We start from the raw sequence: 16,530 nt of genomic DNA on the forward strand, positions 1-16,530 counted from the left end.
CACCCGCAAGACCTGTCACCCAACCGTCACATTGCCTTGCTAGCGTCCGCCCGAAACATACTGAAACAATTAAGCAAAACGGGCTGAACGATGAAAGACGACACAGACGGTACTGACGCACCCGCATCCAATCACCCCACCGACACCAGTCGCCGTCGCTTCCTCGGCGGCGTCGCGGTGCTCGGTGTCGGTGCCACGCTGGCCGGGTGTGGCAGCGCCAGCGATCAACCGGGCAAACCGGCCGAGCGCCCGCTGACGCCCGCCGAGCTGGACAAAGCCCTGCGCGATCAGGTGAAAACCGTGGTGGTGATCTACGCCGAGAACCGCAGTTTCAATAACCTGTTCGGTGATTTCCCCGGTGTCGAAAAGCCGCTGACCGCGCTCAAGCCCGGCGACTATCAACAACGTGATCGCGACGGCTCGCTGCTGCAAACCCTGCCTCCGGTCTGGGGCGGTGTGCTGCAGATCGGCCCGCAAACCCTTGATGGCGTGACTTACCCCAACGCCACGCAGTTTCAGGAAAACCTGCCCAACGCACCGTTCGCCCTCAAAGGACCGACCGGCGAGGACTTGCCGTTCGGTCTGGTGACCCGCGACTTGTGGCACGTGTTCTATCAGAACCAAATGCAGATCAATGGCGGCAAGAACGATGGCTTCGTCGCCTGGGCCGACTCCGGTGGCTTGACCATGGGCCACTACGCCCAGAGCCGCTATTCCCTGCGTCTGTGGGATGTCGCTCAGGAATTCGTGCTGTGCGACAACTTCTTCCAGGGCGCTTTCGGAGGCTCGTTCCTCAACCACCAATACCTGATCAGCGCCACCGCGCCGTTCTATCCTGACGCGGCCAATTCAGTGGCCAAATCGCAGATCGCCGCGCTGCAAAGCGATGATCCGAGCGACCCGCGCCTCAAGCCGCTTGAGCAATCGCCGGCCAGCGCCATGAGTGGCCCGCCGCAGTTCGGCCCGAGCGCACTGACCCCGGACGGCTTCGGCGTCAACACCCTCGCCCCGCCCTACTGGCCGACGTGGATTCGCGACCCTGAGCGCCCGGCGTATTCCAAAGCGGATCTGCCCAACGTGATGGTGCCGCAGACCCACGAACACATCGGCGACAAGCTATCGAAAAAGCACATTGACTGGGCATGGTATGCCGGCGCGTGGCAGGCGACGCTGGATCAGTACAAGGATTCCGGCGGCATTCCGAAAATCCCCAACTTCCAGTATCACCATCAGCCGTTCAACTACTTCAAGCAACAAGGCCCGGAGAACCCCGACGAGCGCAATAAACGCCTGCGCGACGCTGGCCTGGGCGATGAGTCGAGCAGCAACAAATTCTTCGCCGATGCCGAAGCGGGCAAGTTGCCGGCGGTGAGCTTCTACAAACCCCAGGGCAACCTGAACATGCACGCCGGTTATGCCGACGTGGCGTCCGGGGATCGGCACATCGTGCGTGCGCTGAAGGTGCTGCGTGAAAGTCCACAGTGGCAAAACATGGTGGTGATCGTCACGGTCGACGAGAACGGCGGCTGGTGGGATCACGTCGCGCCGCCCAAGGGCGACCGTTGGGGGCCGGGCTCACGAGTACCGGCGTTGGTAGTGTCGCCGTTTGCACGCAGGGGCACGGTGGATCATACGGTCTACGACACGGCATCGATCCTGCGGTTGATCACCCGTGTCTTCCAGTTGGAAACGCTCAACGGTCTCAAACAACGCGACGAAGCGATGATTGCCCGGGGTCAGCAACCCATGGGCGATTTGACCAACGCCCTGCATTTTCCGGCCTGAAAACCAGCCCTGCGAGTTTGCGCAAAAATCTGCCAATGACGGCTTCTCTGTCAAACGCGGCTGATCCACTATGAGGCGCCCCCGACACGCGGGGAACCCACGCTGAAAAGGATCTGAGCATGTTCAAACTCGCAGGACTCTCACTTGCCGCGCTGACGCTGAGCGCGGCCGCCCACGCCGATGTCGATCTGAAACTGGGCAGCACCGAACGCGTTACCCGCCTGTTCGCTTACCCCAACAATTGCAGCGTAATCTGCTTCCGCAACTGGACGCTGGAACAGACCGTCGCCCATTACCTGAGCCAGAGCGTGCAACGCGATGGTTATGCCGATGCCAAGGTGTTGGTAAAAACCGATAACGGCCAGCTCTACGCCGAAATCACCGGCGTGCCAAAGGATTACGACAAACCGCTGTCGGCGCTGCTGGACGCGGGCGATCTGGCCTACACCGGCGCCAGCAAGCTCAATGCCGATGGCAAATGGGCCTACAGCTGGTATCTGTTCCTGCCGCTGGGCATGGCTTTGGAAAACCGTAAAAGTGTCGAATTGCTGCACTTCCCGCCGGATTACTCGCTGACCCAAGCGCAAGATTATTTGCGTTCGAACACCACCGATCGTTGGGCGACTCTGCTGACTGACAATGGCATTCCTGCCGAGCAGACGCCGGCCTATCAAACCATCATCGATATCGCCCCGATCGCTGCGCCGTCCAATGCTGGCAGTGATCTGGAAGGCGTGTATGACTACTTCAAGGACTACCAGACCACCCTGGTCAAACAGTTCAGCCAGACCGCCAGCGGCACGACGCTGCCGATGGTCGCGTTCGGCGCGCCGGTGCGTAACTGGATCAAGCAGCAATACGGGCCAACCGTGAATGTCTTGGGCCTGGCGACGATCAGCCCGAGCGAAGGCGTGAAAGTGCCGGTGCTGGGGTCCAACCACCCGAGTTATATCTGGTACGCCGCTGACCCGAAAAGCTACACCGGCGACGACGCACAGGCCAAGGCTGATGCTGCAGGTCTGAAAGTCATGGGCCAGGATTTGAGCGCGGCCTGCTGGCAGGCGGGCATGGGCAGTAAACCAGGCAGCGATGCACAGGCCACGCTCAACAGTTGCACACAGACGTGGCAGGTGACGCAGAAGGTCAAAACCTGCGAGTTGTTCTACACCTCGATCCGCAACCTGACCCCGGAACAGGCCGTCGCCAAGTGCGCGACCACCCCGATCAAGGCCCAACTGAAGCAATTGCAGGCACCGCTGCCTGCCACCGCCGTTCCCGCCCCGCATCTTTAATCGCTTGAAGCGCTCCCGTGTCAGCCAATGCTGACGCGGGAAAGCGTCTAACTCTCCTGTCAGATCTGACAGTAGACCAGCTATACCTAATACGACACGATTGGATCCAAACAGAAGTGCTGCAGCACTGACAGGACGTCAACCCCAGGAAGTCGCAAAACCTTTGCGGCAAGGACTGTTATGAATATCCACGCCATGGCGCAATCGGCGCCACGCGATACTGAAGGTATTTACCCCTTCGCCGGTTTGCCGGTGCGACTGGGGTTTCCCGCCAGTGCCGATTTCGAAATCATCCACGATGCGCACGCCAGCCCTATGGGGGTCGCGGCGCGGCGTGAGTTTCTGCAAAGCCATCGGATGTGCCGGGTGTCAGGGCAACTACTGCCCTATCGCTGCCGACAGACCCGACAGATGCTGACGGGCATCCACATTTACGATCCGCGCTTTTGCGGTTTGATCGAACACGCCTGCGACCCCAACGTGTTTCTCGACATGAGCGAGCTGTGGTTGTGGGCGTTGAAAGATATCCACAGGGGGGAGCGGCTGACCATGGACTACGCCGCCACCGAAGACAAACTGCTGCATCAGTTTGCCTGCGGCTGCGGAGCCAAACGCTGTCGAGGGTGGATCACCGGTTACGACGAACCGCCCAGCATCGAGGGCCAGCACTTTTTACAGCGCTGGCGGCACTCGGGTTTGCGCTGAAAGGCCGTTTACAACGCGCCAACCGGACGCAAACGGTATTGCGGCGGCAATTGCTCGAAACCACTGATGGTGGTGTTCAGGCTTTTCCAGCGACCGTCCTTGATGCCGTAGATGCAACCGTGGATCGACAGGCTCTGCCCGCGATGCCAGGCGTTCTGGATGATGCTGGTGTGGGCGACGTTAGCCACTTGCTGGATCACGTTGAGTTCGCACATGCGATCAACCTGCTCTTCTTCGGTCGGTAACTTGGCCAGTTCTTCACGTTTTTCGTAGTACAGATCGCGGATCGAACGCAGCCAGCCGTCGATCAGACCGAACTGACGATCCTGCATCGAGGCGCGTACACCGCCGCAGCCGTAGTGGCCGGTGACGAGAATGTGTTTAACCTTGAGCACATCGACCGCGTACTGGATCACCGACAGGCAATTGAGGTCGGTGTGCAGCACCACGTTGGCAACGTTGCGGTGCACGAACAGATCACCCGGCAGCATGCCGACGATCTCGTTGGCCGGTACACGTGCGTCGGAACAGCCGATCCACAGATATTCCGGCGTTTGCTGGCGCGCCAACTTGGCGAAGAAATCCGGGTCTTCCTTGGTGATCGCGTCAGCCCAACGCTCGTTGTTATCAATCAGGTCTTGTAAGTCATGCATGCTGTAAGGCCTCAAGAAAGATGCGCTGGTATGACAGACGACCACCCGTCGGGGTCACGCCGTCACCGCAAGTGATTTCATTGGAATTCTCGTGTGCCCGGTGAGTCCACCTAAGTAAGGCCCACAGTATGAGGAATTGCCATGACTGATTCACGACGCCCTTACGATGCGGTGCAACCGGAGCCCATCGATGATAACGAAGACCGCATGGGTTCGGTGCATGAGCTGGATTTCGATGAAGACGAACCCAGTGCGAAAATCGGTGATGAGATTCCCGAGCGTGAACGCGAGCAGTTGATGCCGCGTGAACGGGTGCGCGAGGCGGGTATGACCGGGGCTTCAGTCAGTGATCATGAACCCACCGACGATGACCTCAGTCCAGAAACGCTGATTCATGAAGATGGCGCGCGGGATGCCGAAGAGGCCGGGGAAGGCAATCAGGCCGATTGGGATCTGAGCATCGTCGATGAAGATGACATTGGCGGTGGCAATGGGCTGGATGAGGCGGAGCTGGCGCGGCGCGATCCGCTGGATGGCAACCGTTGATCACTTGAGCTGAAACTCGGTCCCTGTAGGAGCTGCCGAAGGCTGCGATCTTTTGATCTTGTTCCGTAACATCAAAAATAAAATCAAAAGATCGCAGCCTTCGGCAGCTCCTACAGGTAATCAGTCAACCAGGGTGCAGGCCATGACCACGGCATCTTCACGCCCACCCACCGCCGGATAATAATCCCGACGCCGGCCAATCTCATTGAAGCCATAACGTTCATACAACTTGAACGCGCCCGTATTGCTGTCACGCACTTCCAGAAAACATTCTCGCGCAGAAGCCGCATACGCCCGCGACATCAGATGCTCAAGCAACGTCAGCCCCAGCCCACGCCCCTGATTTTCCGGTTTGACGGTAATGTTGAGCAGGTGCGCCTCATCGAGAATGATCTGCACCACCCCGTGGCCAACCTGTTGCTCACCTTCGAACATCAGCCATATCTGGTATTTACCCAGGCCGTCGAGAAAAATCCCCCGGGTCCACGGGTGGCTGTACGCGGCGTACTCGATTTTCAGCACGGTTTCCAGATCCGCCTCGGTCATCGGGCGGAACGATACAGCGTCACTCATTCGATTCTTTCCAGCGCGCCATCAGCCGACGCATGGCTTGCCACACAGCGGCCTTGCGCTGTGGCTCTTCCATTAACAATTCCAGACCGGGAATGGCCCAGGCCGAGCCCAGACCTTCGATCTGCAACTCACGATTGAACGCTTCGGCATCCGCTTCACCGGCAAAACGCACCGCCGGAAGGCCGATCAGCCACAGACAGGCGCAGGGTGCGGCTTCCATTTGCACGGAAAGGAAACCCTGAACGAAATCACGCGCCGCCTCCGGGCCTTGATCCATGGTGCCGCGATTGAGCCACGGCCAGCGCACCGGCTCACCGACGATTTGCGGCGCATCCGGCAGACCGGCGGCGCGCAGCATGTCTTTCAGCAGCAAATAGGCGGGATCACGGCTCTGGAACGGTTCGCCTGTGGGTAACTCGACCAGCAGCAGGCATCGCCCGGCGCGCAGTAATTGCAGGGCGAAACGCGGTGGTGGCACCGGTGCCGGTTTGGCGACGACTGGCGTGTCGTCGGTCTCTTCTACCGGTTTGGCACCGGTGCGGGTACTCGCCAACGACGGCCGCGGTACTTCGATTTTCGGCCGTTCGACCGGACGAGCGGCAGCCGTTTGCTCCGGCGCATCGGCTTGCGGCGCGGACACAACCGGCGCTTCTACCTCCGGCTCGGGCATGTCCAGCAGCTCGGGCCGCGACGGTGCGGCGAAGGGCAATTCGGTGCGCGGCAGCCAGTTGACCACCTGCATGGCGTTCAAATAGGCGCGGCGGCGGGACTCGATTAGCAAGGGTCGGCCACTTGTGGATAACTGAAGTGCGCTGATTCTACCGCCCTTCGTTCAAGATCGCCCGTTGTAGATCGATACTCTTTCACGAGGCGCTTTACCCACGCTCTTTATACAAAGAATGCGACAGCCCGTCCCGAGAGTGAATCGCATCCTTCGTGATGCAGTACAATCGCCGCTTTTCATTGCCAACCAGCCGGGCATTCCGATGATCGAACCCAAGCGCGTCTTGCGCGCCCTCGCTGAACACTGGGCACTGCTTGAGCCACTGTGTGAGCACTTCGACCAAGGCACATTGAGCCTCAACGAACTGCGCTCGCAACTGGCCGCCCAACAACTGGACAGCACGCCGCAGGACATCACCAGCCTGCTCGACGTGTGGATTCGCCTCGATATCCTGATTCCGGTGGCGAAAAGCCCGAACCGTTTCGAGCTGAACGCACAGATCCACGATTTCCTCGCTTATCTGCGTCGCGAGCACCGACTGGGCCTGTGCCTGGAAATCGAAGCCTATTTGCGTCACCTCGAACGTCTGGCCGGGTATATCCAGGACGCATTCGAAGTCCGCGATGGCCACGACCTCGCCCGCCAGTTGCGCCTGCTCGACATGCGCGTGCGCGACGTACTGAAGAAGCTCGACAACGACGAACAGGCGCTGGTCGCCGTCGCAGAACGCGCGAAGACCAGCGACCGGCAGATTCCATTGCGTCAGCGTTACGCCGAAGTGTTGGCAACGTGGGACGAATACGTCGAGCCGATGATCGATCTGGTAAACGCCGACGGCGCCTTCGAACAAGGCGTGCGCAAGGTCGAAACTGTATTGCTGAAGATGCTCAGCGAACAGCAACGCCTCGGCCATCTGGTCGACGACGACATGCTGCTGCGCACCCACGCACGCATCCTCGAGATGCAGACCAGCGCCCAACTGACGTTGCGTCACGCCCGCGAACTGCTGCTGCCGCTGCGTGAAGAAGCGCGCCGGCACAACGCCGTAACCCGTGGCGCCGCGTTGGCCCTGGCCGCCATTCGGCGTAAAGGCATCGACGCCGTGCCGCAAGCCGCGATGCCGCTGTTCACCCGCCCGCAAAGCACCTTCCTCGGCAGCGCCAGTCAGGTCGAAGCCTACGTCTATGCGTTGGCGCGTTTCGAGCCAAAACCGGCGCGTTTCCCCAAGGCGCACAAGACCCAGAAGGGCGAAGCCCCACGCGCGCCCCGCACCGTGCGTGAGATGGTCGACCGCTGCGAAGAAGCCTTGCCGATGCCGGATCTGATGACCTGGCTGCTCGAGCAGGAACCGGACGGCGCCACCGACGAATTGCTCTACTGGTTCTCGCGCCTGTCGCGAGAAAAGCGCTTCAAGCGTGAGCGTCTGGAACGCCGCGAATACCACACTCACGAGCACCAGGTCAGCCTGCGCTCCTTCGCCCTGCTCTCGGCCAGCGACAGCGCCGCCGAGAATTCTGCGAGCATCCCCAATGCATCTTGATCTTTCCGAACTGTCGCAACTCGCGCCGATCTTCCGCGAGCTGTTCAAGGGTTACCACGTCAGCCGCCGCGATCCGGAGCTGTACGCGCAATTGTCGAACTTCCAGGATCAATACCGCACGCTGTTCAAGGCGCTGGGGTTTGAACTGGTTTGCGATACCCGAGGTTTCTACTACTTTGTGCCGGACATGGCCGCTGCGGCGGTAAACAAGACTGCGCAGCGTCTGGCGCTATTCACCTTTATCCTCGTCGAGCATCTGGCCGATCAGGGCCGCGACCCGATCGCCGTGCTCGATGGCGGCAGCCTCGGCCGCGAAGAGTTGCCATCGCTGCTGGAGAAATACCGCGACCTGTTCATTCAGGCCGAAGTGCAGACCGTTGAAGAGCTCGAAGAAAAGATCATGCGCCGCATGACTCAACTCGGCTTTGCCAGCGAAGAAAACGGCGTGTACCGCTTCCTGCCGCCGATGCACCGCTTCCTCGACGTGTGCCTGTCGGTGCAGCAGGACCGCGATCTGGCGGCCAGCGTGCACAGCGTTCTGCCGTTGCCGGCGCCAGTGCTGATTGATGAAGCGGCGGAAGCCAAATTCCTCGAAACCGACGACCCGCTCGATCTCTCCGAATTTGAGGAAGAGAGCGAAGAAGATGCATTGGCCCGCGCCATTGCCGAAGAACAGGAGTCCGACGCATGAGCCAGGAACGCTACGGCATCCGCCGCTTTGCCCTTTTGAACACCGCCGGTTACAGCCTCGGCCTGTTCCCGCTGGAAGAACCGCTGTCGGTTTACGGCGCGAACAACCTCGGTAAATCGGCGTCGATCAACGCCTTGCAGTTCCCGATTCTGGCGCGCATGTCGGACATGAGTTTCGGCAAATACAGCCTGGAACAATCGCGGCGCTTCTACTTCGCTTCCGACACCAGCTACATCCTTGTCGAAGTGAACCTGCCCCACGGCCCGCACGTGATCGGCGTGGTCGGTCGCGGCCCGGGCGGTGGTTTCGGTCACCAGTTCTTTGCCTATGCCGGCAAACTCGATCTGGCGCATTACCAGAAGAACGACACCTGCCTGCGCCAGAAAGAGCTGTTCAGCAACCTTGAGAAAGAAGGCCTGAAAGCCTACGAACTCAAGCCGGACGAACTGCGTCGTTTGCTGGTTGGCGGTCACACGTCGATCCCGCTCGACCTGACGCTGATCCCGCTGCGCTCCACCAGCGAGCAGAGCCTGAAGACCTTCCGTGCGCTGTTTATCAACCTGCTGCACATGCGCGAAATCACCGCAGCCAAGCTCAAGCAGTTGTTCCTCGATGCCTTCGAACACAGCCTGCGTTCCGGTAGCGTCGATTACATCGCTGCGTGTGAAGAAGCCTTCCGCGATGTGCGGCGCATGGAACAGGACTACAACTCGCTGGTCGCGGCCGGCCCGCTGGTTGAGGCCTTGGCCAACGGCGTGAAACAGCGCGACATACTGCGCGGCAAACTGCATCGCCTGTCGCCGCTGCTCGACTCGTTGCTCGGCACCTGGTCGGACTACGCCAGTGCGCGCAAAGAAGAGCTGACCATCCAGGCCGATCACTATCGTGGCGAGCAGGACAGTCTGCAAAACGATCAGCGCGGCGGCACTCAGGAACTGATGCGTCTGGAGCGGGAGATTTCCGGCATCCAGCGCTGGCTCGGCGAATTGTCGGTACTGAAGAATCGCTTCGCCCTGGTCGATGACGTCAAAGTGCTCGAGCAACAATTGCTCGCGGCCAAGGATGCGCACGACGAACTGGCCGGTGCCTTGGCGCAATCCCGTCAGTTCAGCGCTGAAGATCTGGAAGAGCGCGTGCGCGATCTGGAAAAACGCCTGAAGTCGGTGAAACAGCAACTCGATCACGCCGACAACAACAGCTACGCCCGCCTGCGCGAAGAGTTCTCGCAGCAGGACGTCGAGCGTTTGATGCGCCTGTTCAACAGCGCGCTGTTCAGTCTGCCGCTGGGCGAACACGGCATTACCCTCGACGAAGATGGCGAGTGGGTCAAATCCGTTGAGCTGATTCTCGATGGCTTCAAAGGCGAGCGTTTTGAAGTGCCTGGCCTGTCGATCGACATCTCGCACATCGAGCCGCCGGCGCTGCAAGCCTTGGCTGACCGTGCCGCGCTGCGCGATCAGAAAGAGCGTCTGGAAAAAGAGCTCAAGCAACTCAAGACTCAACAGGCTGTAGCCGCCGACCGCGCCGCGAGCAAAACCCAGACCGAAGCGCTGTACCAGCAAGTGCTGGACGCGCAGAAGGCGCTGGAAGATTTCCGCCGCACCCAGACTCTGAGTGCCGAGGAAGGCGACAAGCTCGAGCAACTGGCGCAGATGGAAGGCGCCCAGGACGAACTCAAGCGTTCCAGCGATGCGTTCACCGAGCGCGTCCAGCAACTGTCGGCCAAGCTGCAACTGGTCGGCCGGCAGATCGCCGACATGGAAGCCAAGCAACGCACCCTCGACGACGCGCTGCGCCGTCGTCAGCTGCTGCCGGCGGATCTGCCGTTCGGTACGCCGTTCATGGATCCGGTCGACGATTCGATGGACAACCTATTGCCACTGCTCAACGACTATCAGGACAGCTGGCAAGGCTTGCTTCGCGCCGATGGCCAGATCGAAGCGCTGTATGCGCAAGTACGTCTGAAAGGCGTGGCCAAGTTCGACAGCGAAGACGACATGGAGCGCCGCCTGTCGCTGCTGATCAACGCTTACGCGCACCGTACCGATGAGGCGCTGACCCTGGGCAAGGCCCGTCGCGCGGCGGTCACCGACATCGCCCGGACCCTGCGCAACATTCGCAGCGACTACGACAGCCTCGAGCATCAACTGGCGCTGTTCAACCGCGAGATCAACAAGCGTCAGGTCTCCAACCTGCAGAGCTTCCGCATCGTCCTCGCGCCGAACAAGGAAGCGCTCAAGCACATCGACCAGATCATCCACAGCGCCGGTCAGTACGAAGAAGGCGAAACCCTGTCGGTGTTCGATCTCAGCCAGAGCGCCGAGCAGGACAACAAGAACGAAGAAGCCAAGGAATACCTGGCGCGGCTGGTGGCGGCAAACCACAACCAACTCGGCCTCAAGGACTTGTTCGAACTGGCCTTCGAGATCACCAAGGTCAACGGCCAGCCAGTGATCCACACCGACATCGATGGCGCGGCGTCCAACGGTACGACCATGACCATCAAGGCGCTGACCAACATGTATTTGTTGCTGCACTTGATGGACCGCGATCAGGCCGGTCGCGTACGTCTGCCGTATTACCTCGATGAGGCGGCGGACATCGACGAGAAGAACCAGGCCGCACTGCTGGAAACCAGTCTGCAACTGGGTTTCGTGCCGATTCTGGCGAGTGTGAAGCCGCAGGTCTGCGCCAGTGTCGCGATCGACCTGGAAGGCGGCAGCGGCCCGGCGGGCATTTACATCGATGAGGCGGACTGGAAGTACATCCGTCGCCATGATGTGGTCAAGGCAACGCTGAATGTTGAAGCGGATGAACCGGAGCTGGATGCGGTTTGATCGGCATTAACTGAAGGCAATAAAAAGGGCCGCGATCTGTTTGGATCGCGGCCCTTTTTTATGGCTTGGGGTTTGTGCTGGTTTTGCGTGCCCTATCGCGAGCAGGCTCACTCCTACAGTTGGAATGCGTTCCCCTGTAGGCGTGAGCCTGCTCGCGATGGCGCCACTTCAGACACCATAGAATCACTTACCGAGGGAAATCTTCGGCGCCCACGTCAGCCACTCATCCTCAAACTTGTCGAACAACGGGAACGTCTGCTCAGCCCGCGCCGGGTTACCCATGCGCTCGCCATCCGGCGTTGCGAAGGCAATCCCACCCTGAATCGCCGTCTCCAGCGACTCGGTGCGCACCGTCAGCCCATTGAACAAACCGATATCAAACCCGACACCACTGGTGTTCCAGAACCGGCTCCCGCTGCGCACCAACGGTGCGTATTTCGGCTCGATCAGAATGTGCACCAACACTCGATCAGCGGTCTGACCCAGTTCATAACCGGTGACTTTGCCCACGGTAATTTCACGGTAAGTCACTGGCACACCCGGTTTCAGCGAACCACGACGGGCCGCGCTCAAGACCAGACTCAGACCCGCCTCTTGCTTGGTCACTTCCGGCGCATTGGCTAGCGCCACGAAGTTCTTCTGCGGCCCCAGACTCTTCGCCGCCGGTTGCACTTCTATGTATTTTCCGGTCACCAGGGTTTCCAGATTTTCTGTCTTGATCAGGCCCAGCTCAGGTTTGACCACCCAGAATTGGCTGCCGACCCGGGCGATCTTCTCCGGCACTTCGGTAATCCGCGCCGTGAGGATCACCGATTGCAGATCATCGGTCAGATCGACACTTTCGATCTTGCCGACATCCAGTCCCTTGAAGCGCACCGGGGTGCCACTGCGCAGACCATCAGCGCGATCGACTTTGATCGTCACCACCGCGCCTTTCTGATTCGCCTCATCATGGTTGGCGAACAGGCGGAAACGTGGAATACGCTTCTGCAACGGCGCCTTGGCCTGCGGTGTTTCAAAAGCGATGCCACCGGCCATCAGGGTCTGCAGCGATTCGCTCTTCACTTGAATGCCGCCGGTCAGTCCGCCGGTCAGCGTGATGCCGCTGACATTCCAGAAGCGCGTCGACGCATTGACCAGGTTTTCGTATTCCTTTTCGATGTGAACACCGATGACCAGTTGCTTGCGGGTCTTGGAGAACTGGTAGCTCTGCACCGAACCGACCTTGACCTGCTTGTACAAAATCGGACTGCCAACATCGATGGAGCCAAGGACATCGGTGAACAACACCAGGTGCAGCCCCGGCGAACGCAGATCCAGCGGCGGCGCCTTCGGCCGAGCCTCGAACTCGCGTTTCGGCGCAGCGCCCTTGTCACCCGGGCGCACGGCGATGTAGTTACCTTTCACCAGCGCTTCCAGCCCGGTGATACCGGCCAGAGAAATCGACGGTTTGACCACCCAGAACTGGGTGCCGTCGACCAGATAGTCTTCGGCCAACGGATCAAGAGTCAGCTCGGCAGTGGCGCTGTTCAGATCGGGGTCGACCTTCAATGCTTTCAGGTTGCCGACCTGAATGCCTTTGTACATCACCGGCGTGCGGCCAGCCTGCAGGCCTTCGAAGTCGCTGAGTTTGACCTTCACCCGGATCCCGGCCGCAGCAGCATCGAAATCTTCGTAGAGACGGAACGGCAGGCTTGGATCGGTCGGCGGGCTGTCCTTGCGGTTCTCCGGCGTAGCGAAGGCGATGCCGCCGGCGACGATGCTGGCCAGCGATTCGCTGCGCACTTTCACCCCGGACAGGTTGGCGTCGATGCTGATGCCGCTGGCGTTCCAGAAACGCGTGTGTTTGCGCACCAGTTTGGCGTAGGTCGGCTCAATGAAGACTTTCAGCTCAACGGTGCTTTGATCTTCCGAAAGCACGTAGCTTTTGATCTGGCCAACCTTGATCTGTTTGTAGAACACCGGGCTGCCACGATTCAGCGAACCGAGACGATCCGCCTTGATGGTCAGATGCAGGCCGGGTTTGGCATCCGACAGCGGCGGCTCTTCGGCAAGCGCCTTGAACTTGCGCGTCGGTTCCCCTTCGCCGGGGCTGATGGCCACGTAGTTACCCGAGACCAGGGTTTCCAGACCGGTGATGCCGGCCAGCGTCACGCTCGGTTTGACCAGCCAGAAACGCGTGCTGGTCTTGAGGTATTGCTCGACGTCTTTGTTCATCTCGACGGTGGCGATCACGCCTTTGGAGTTGCCTTCGTCGTCGAGCTTGAGCGCCTTGACCTTACCGACCGGCATGCCTTTGTACATGACCTCGGTCTTGTTGGCCTGAATACCTTCGCCACTCTCGAAGCGGATCTGAATTTCGATCCCGGTCTCGGAATAGGCACGCCAGCCAAGCCAGCCGCCGATGATCAGCGCGATCAGAGGCAGTACCCAAATGGCAGACCAGTTCGAAGCCGGTCGAGTTTTCGCTACGGGCAAATCAGTCATGGTCGTCGTCCGACTCCGTGTTATCCCAAATCAGTCGGGGATCGAAAGTTACTGCGGCGAGCATCGTCAGAATCACCACACTGGCGAAGGCGATGGCGCCAAGATTGGCTTCGACACTGGCAAGCCGGCCGAAGTTGACGACCGCCACGAGAATGGCGATCACAAAAATATCGAGCATCGACCAGCGGCCAATAAACTCGATAAAACGGTACATCCAGATGCGCTGACGGGCGGACAACGGCTGACGTCGTTGCACCGAAAACAGCAGCAGCGCGATGCCCACCAGTTTGAAGGTCGGCACCAGAATACTGGCGATAAACACCACCGCAGCAATCGGAATCATGCCGTGCTGCACCAACTGGATCACGCCGGACATGATAGTGCTCGGATCACCCTGCCCCAAAGAACTGACAGTCATGATCGGCAAGACATTGGCCGGTATATAGATGATCGCTGCCGTGATCAGCAGTGCCCAGGTGCGGGTGAGGCTGTTTGGCCTGCGAGCGTGGACCAATGCACCACAGCGGGTGCAGGTTTGCTCGTCGGCGTCCGCTTCCTGCCTGTTCAACTCATGACATTCGGTACAGACCAGAATGCCCGCATCAATCGCCCGCATGAGCATCTTCCCCTGATAGCGCCTGCCAGATCTGATGCGGTGACATCACCACCTCCAGCCATACCTGCACTAATAACAAGCTAATGAAACACGCTAGGCCGAGACCGACGGTGATGGCCGCCATGTCCGCCAGTTTGACGATCGCCACCAGTACGCCCATGAGGTAGACCTCGAGCATTCCCCAGTCTTTGAGGTGGTGATAAATACGGTAAAGCAACAAACCGTAACTGCGACCGACATCGAAGCGGATCGTTAGCAAGACGAATAACTGGCACAGCAACTTCAACAGCGGAATGGCCATGCTGCACAGGAATACGACGATCGAAACACCCTGCATGTCCGTGTTGAACAAGCCGAGCACGCCGCTCCAGACCGTATCCTGCGAAGACTGTCCGAGGATATTGAGTTGCATGATGGGTAAAAAGTTTGCCGGGATGTACAGCAGCAATGCTGCAATCACCAAGGCAAGGCTGCGCTGCACCACGTTATGGCGGTGGGCATACAACTCGTAACCGCAGCGTGGGCAGAGCGCTTTCTCGCCATGGGCAAGCGTTGGCTTACGCATCAGCAGGTCGCACTCGTGACAGGCCACCAAGTCTTCCAGCGGTAAATCTGACAGCCCGGGGGCGTCAACCGACTCTGACATAAAGGCTCTGGCTCCGAATAAGGTGGGGCTATTCTAGTGTTCTGATTCGAAAATAACTGTGCAAATTTGTTCGTTGTCGCGAGTAAAAAACTTTCCCGCGGGCAAAACAAAGGTTCTTCACGGAATCCCGGGAAACACAGAAACAAGAACGCCGATTTGATTGATGATGTTCGTGCGAGCAAACACATCTAACAAACCGGCGTTCTTATGCGCGATATTAATACTTTCCTTCCTTTTTGGGAGGGCTTTTCTGTCGTCACGATCAAGCCTGATGGTGACGCGCTTCAGATCGACCTGATTCCCCACGCCACCCGATTCCCTTCCTGTAGCGGCTGCCAAAAGACCTGTTCAACCACGCATGAGTATTGCGAGCGAACCGTCCGCGATTTACCGATTCTCGGCCGTGCGGTGCGCCTCAGCGTGTTGCTCAGGCGTGTTGGCTGTCGTGATTGCGGTAAACGTATGGAGGCCGTCAGTTGGCTGGACCGCTATGCCCGCATGACGCGGCGTCTGGCCGAGGCGGTTATTCAAGCCTGCGAGCGCCTTCCCACACTGCACGTGGCTCAACTGTTTGGCCTGCACTGGGACACCGTTCGGTTGCTGGAGCGTCGAGCCTTGCAAGCGGCGTTAAGCGTTTTGCCAAAGGCGCAACCGCGACGTCTGGTGATGGACGAGTTCGCCCTGTTCAAAGGTCATCGTTACGCCAGCGTTGTCCTAGATGCGGATACACGGCGAGTGCTGTGGATCGGTGAAGGTCGCAGCCGAGCAGCGGTCAGGCCTTTCTTCAAAGAACTGGGGCCAGAGGGTTGTGCTCGAATCGAAGCGGTGGCGATGGACATGAACACCGCTTTTGACCTGGAGGTTCGTCAGCACTGTCCCAACGCGCGAGTGGTCTACGACCTCTTCCATGTGGTGGCCAAATATGGCCGAGAGGTGATTGATCGGGTCCGCGTCGACGAGGCTAACCGGTTGCGTCACGACAAGCCTGCCCGCAAGGTTATCAAGCAGGCGCGATGGCTGTTGCTGCGCAATCCGCAGAACTTGAAAACGCCGGAACAACAGGTCCGCCTGGAGGATCTGCTGGCGGCCAACCAAGCGTTGATGACGGTCTACTTGATGAAGGCTGAACTCAAAACACTCTGGACCCCCAGTACTGCCTGGGGTTGGCGATCGGCCTGGAAGCAATGGCTGCGCCATGCGCATGAAAGCGAAATACCAGCTCTGATCCAGTTCGCCAAACGGCTAAAGGGTTACTGGCGGGGCATCGTGAGCCGGGTTCGCTGGCCGATGCACACCGGTCAGTTGGAAGGAATAAACAATCGAATAAAGGTCATCAAGCGGATGGCGTACGGTTACCGAGATAGCGAATTCTTTTTCATGAAGATCAAGAGCGTCTTTCCCGGTAATCCGTGAAGAACCATAAAAAAGGCGATCC

General features: G+C 59.4%; 14 protein-coding genes. 8 read left to right on the forward strand and 6 right to left on the reverse strand.

Annotation, left to right across the window (positions count from 1 at the left end; all coding sequences use genetic code 11):
• Positions 1 to 90: 90 nt before the first annotated feature.
• The 3 genes from acpA to CKW14_RS18015 all read left to right on the forward strand — a co-directional run bounded on the left by acpA (position 91) and on the right by CKW14_RS18015 (position 3,782).
• Complete coding sequence (gene acpA / locus CKW14_RS18005) at positions 91 to 1,785, forward strand: acid phosphatase (protein WP_095125802.1); 1,695 nt, start codon at positions 91 to 93, stop codon at positions 1,783 to 1,785.
• 119 nt (positions 1,786 to 1,904) lie between these two features.
• Positions 1,905 to 3,077, forward strand: a complete 1,173-nt coding sequence (locus CKW14_RS18010) for a hypothetical protein (RefSeq protein WP_095125803.1) — start codon at positions 1,905 to 1,907, stop codon at positions 3,075 to 3,077.
• A 180-nt stretch (positions 3,078 to 3,257) separates the two neighbouring features.
• On the forward strand, positions 3,258 to 3,782 hold the full coding sequence (locus CKW14_RS18015) for an SET domain-containing protein-lysine N-methyltransferase (RefSeq protein ID WP_095125804.1): 525 nt from the start codon (positions 3,258 to 3,260) through the stop codon (positions 3,780 to 3,782).
• A gap of 8 nt (positions 3,783 to 3,790) precedes the next feature.
• Here CKW14_RS18015 and can read toward each other — a convergent pair whose 3' ends face one another.
• Positions 3,791 to 4,435 carry a carbonate dehydratase gene (can, locus tag CKW14_RS18020; protein WP_007912954.1) on the reverse strand — a complete coding sequence of 215 codons (645 nt, stop codon included), beginning with the start codon at positions 4,433 to 4,435 and terminating at the stop codon, positions 3,791 to 3,793.
• A gap of 141 nt (positions 4,436 to 4,576) precedes the next feature.
• Here can and CKW14_RS18025 point away from each other — a divergent pair, with 141 nt between their 5' ends.
• A complete protein-coding gene (locus CKW14_RS18025; protein WP_016983591.1) occupies positions 4,577 to 4,981 on the forward strand; it encodes a hypothetical protein in 405 nt (134 codons plus the stop codon).
• A 120-nt stretch (positions 4,982 to 5,101) separates the two neighbouring features.
• On the opposite strand, the gene rimI is transcribed toward CKW14_RS18025, so the two are convergent.
• Entirely contained in the window at positions 5,102 to 5,554 is a 453-nt protein-coding gene (rimI, locus tag CKW14_RS18030; RefSeq protein ID WP_007912963.1) for a ribosomal protein S18-alanine N-acetyltransferase, read from the reverse strand.
• Positions 5,547 to 6,296 carry an energy transducer TonB gene (locus CKW14_RS18035; protein WP_095125805.1) on the reverse strand — a complete coding sequence of 250 codons (750 nt, stop codon included), beginning with the start codon at positions 6,294 to 6,296 and terminating at the stop codon, positions 5,547 to 5,549. The genes rimI and CKW14_RS18035 overlap by 8 nt, the downstream gene beginning before the upstream one ends.
• A 244-nt stretch (positions 6,297 to 6,540) precedes the next feature.
• Here CKW14_RS18035 and mksB point away from each other — a divergent pair, with 244 nt between their 5' ends.
• The 3 genes from mksB to mksF are packed head-to-tail and all read left to right on the forward strand — an operon-like array spanning position 6,541 to position 11,346.
• Positions 6,541 to 7,818, forward strand: a complete 1,278-nt coding sequence (gene mksB, locus CKW14_RS18040; protein WP_007912967.1) for an Mks condensin complex protein MksB — start codon at positions 6,541 to 6,543, stop codon at positions 7,816 to 7,818.
• Positions 7,808 to 8,509 (forward strand): Mks condensin complex protein MksE, encoded by a 702-nt coding sequence (gene mksE / locus CKW14_RS18045; protein ID WP_007912968.1) that lies wholly within the window; start codon positions 7,808 to 7,810, stop codon positions 8,507 to 8,509. The genes mksB and mksE overlap by 11 nt, the downstream gene beginning before the upstream one ends.
• Positions 8,506 to 11,346: an Mks condensin complex protein MksF gene (gene mksF / locus CKW14_RS18050; protein ID WP_095125806.1), complete on the forward strand. Its 2,841-nt coding sequence runs from the start codon at positions 8,506 to 8,508 to the stop codon at positions 11,344 to 11,346. The genes mksE and mksF overlap by 4 nt, the downstream gene beginning before the upstream one ends.
• Positions 11,347 to 11,529: 183 nt before the next feature.
• Here the strand turns inward: mksF and CKW14_RS18055 are convergent, their stop codons facing one another.
• Genes CKW14_RS18055 through CKW14_RS18065 form a run of 3 tightly spaced genes read right to left on the reverse strand, consistent with a single transcriptional unit; the run spans position 11,530 to position 15,095 of the window.
• Positions 11,530 to 13,833: a PqiB family protein gene (locus tag CKW14_RS18055; RefSeq protein ID WP_095125807.1), complete on the reverse strand. Its 2,304-nt coding sequence runs from the start codon at positions 13,831 to 13,833 to the stop codon at positions 11,530 to 11,532.
• Positions 13,826 to 14,449 carry a paraquat-inducible protein A gene (locus CKW14_RS18060; RefSeq protein WP_095125808.1) on the reverse strand — a complete coding sequence of 208 codons (624 nt, stop codon included), beginning with the start codon at positions 14,447 to 14,449 and terminating at the stop codon, positions 13,826 to 13,828. Before CKW14_RS18060 ends, CKW14_RS18055 begins: the two co-directional genes overlap by 8 nt.
• The gene (locus tag CKW14_RS18065) at positions 14,436 to 15,095 is read right to left on the reverse strand and encodes a paraquat-inducible protein A (RefSeq protein ID WP_038360851.1); all 660 of its coding nucleotides are present in this window, start codon (positions 15,093 to 15,095) and stop codon (positions 14,436 to 14,438) included. Before CKW14_RS18065 ends, CKW14_RS18060 begins: the two co-directional genes overlap by 14 nt.
• 207 nt (positions 15,096 to 15,302) lie before the next feature.
• On the opposite strand from CKW14_RS18065, the gene CKW14_RS18070 reads away from it, so the two are divergent.
• Entirely contained in the window at positions 15,303 to 16,508 is a 1,206-nt protein-coding gene (locus CKW14_RS18070) for an ISL3 family transposase (protein ID WP_095125809.1), read from the forward strand.
• Positions 16,509 to 16,530: the final 22 nt, after the last annotated feature.

The organism is Pseudomonas sp. Irchel s3a12 (assembly GCF_900187485.1).
Taxonomy (GTDB): Bacteria; Pseudomonadota; Gammaproteobacteria; order Pseudomonadales; family Pseudomonadaceae; genus Aquipseudomonas; species Aquipseudomonas neuropathica.

Excerpts from the sequence above, each read along its gene's own strand:
- acpA (WP_095125802.1), top strand. The coding sequence starts at position 91 with ATGAAAGACGACACAGACGGTACTGACGCACCCGCATCCAATCACCCC.
- CKW14_RS18010 (WP_095125803.1), top strand. The coding sequence starts at position 1,905 with ATGTTCAAACTCGCAGGACTCTCACTTGCCGCGCTGACGCTGAGCGCG.
- CKW14_RS18015 (WP_095125804.1), top strand. The coding sequence starts at position 3,258 with ATGAATATCCACGCCATGGCGCAATCGGCGCCACGCGATACTGAAGGT.
- can (WP_007912954.1), bottom strand. The coding sequence starts at position 4,435 with ATGCATGACTTACAAGACCTGATTGATAACAACGAGCGTTGGGCTGAC.
- CKW14_RS18025 (WP_016983591.1), top strand. The coding sequence starts at position 4,577 with ATGACTGATTCACGACGCCCTTACGATGCGGTGCAACCGGAGCCCATC.
- rimI (WP_007912963.1), bottom strand. The coding sequence starts at position 5,554 with ATGAGTGACGCTGTATCGTTCCGCCCGATGACCGAGGCGGATCTGGAA.
- CKW14_RS18035 (WP_095125805.1), bottom strand. The coding sequence starts at position 6,296 with ATGCAGGTGGTCAACTGGCTGCCGCGCACCGAATTGCCCTTCGCCGCA.
- mksB (WP_007912967.1), top strand. The coding sequence starts at position 6,541 with ATGATCGAACCCAAGCGCGTCTTGCGCGCCCTCGCTGAACACTGGGCA.
- mksE (WP_007912968.1), top strand. The coding sequence starts at position 7,808 with ATGCATCTTGATCTTTCCGAACTGTCGCAACTCGCGCCGATCTTCCGC.
- mksF (WP_095125806.1), top strand. The coding sequence starts at position 8,506 with ATGAGCCAGGAACGCTACGGCATCCGCCGCTTTGCCCTTTTGAACACC.
- CKW14_RS18055 (WP_095125807.1), bottom strand. The coding sequence starts at position 13,833 with ATGACTGATTTGCCCGTAGCGAAAACTCGACCGGCTTCGAACTGGTCT.
- CKW14_RS18060 (WP_095125808.1), bottom strand. The coding sequence starts at position 14,449 with ATGCGGGCGATTGATGCGGGCATTCTGGTCTGTACCGAATGTCATGAG.
- CKW14_RS18065 (WP_038360851.1), bottom strand. The coding sequence starts at position 15,095 with ATGTCAGAGTCGGTTGACGCCCCCGGGCTGTCAGATTTACCGCTGGAA.
- CKW14_RS18070 (WP_095125809.1), top strand. The coding sequence starts at position 15,303 with ATGCGCGATATTAATACTTTCCTTCCTTTTTGGGAGGGCTTTTCTGTC.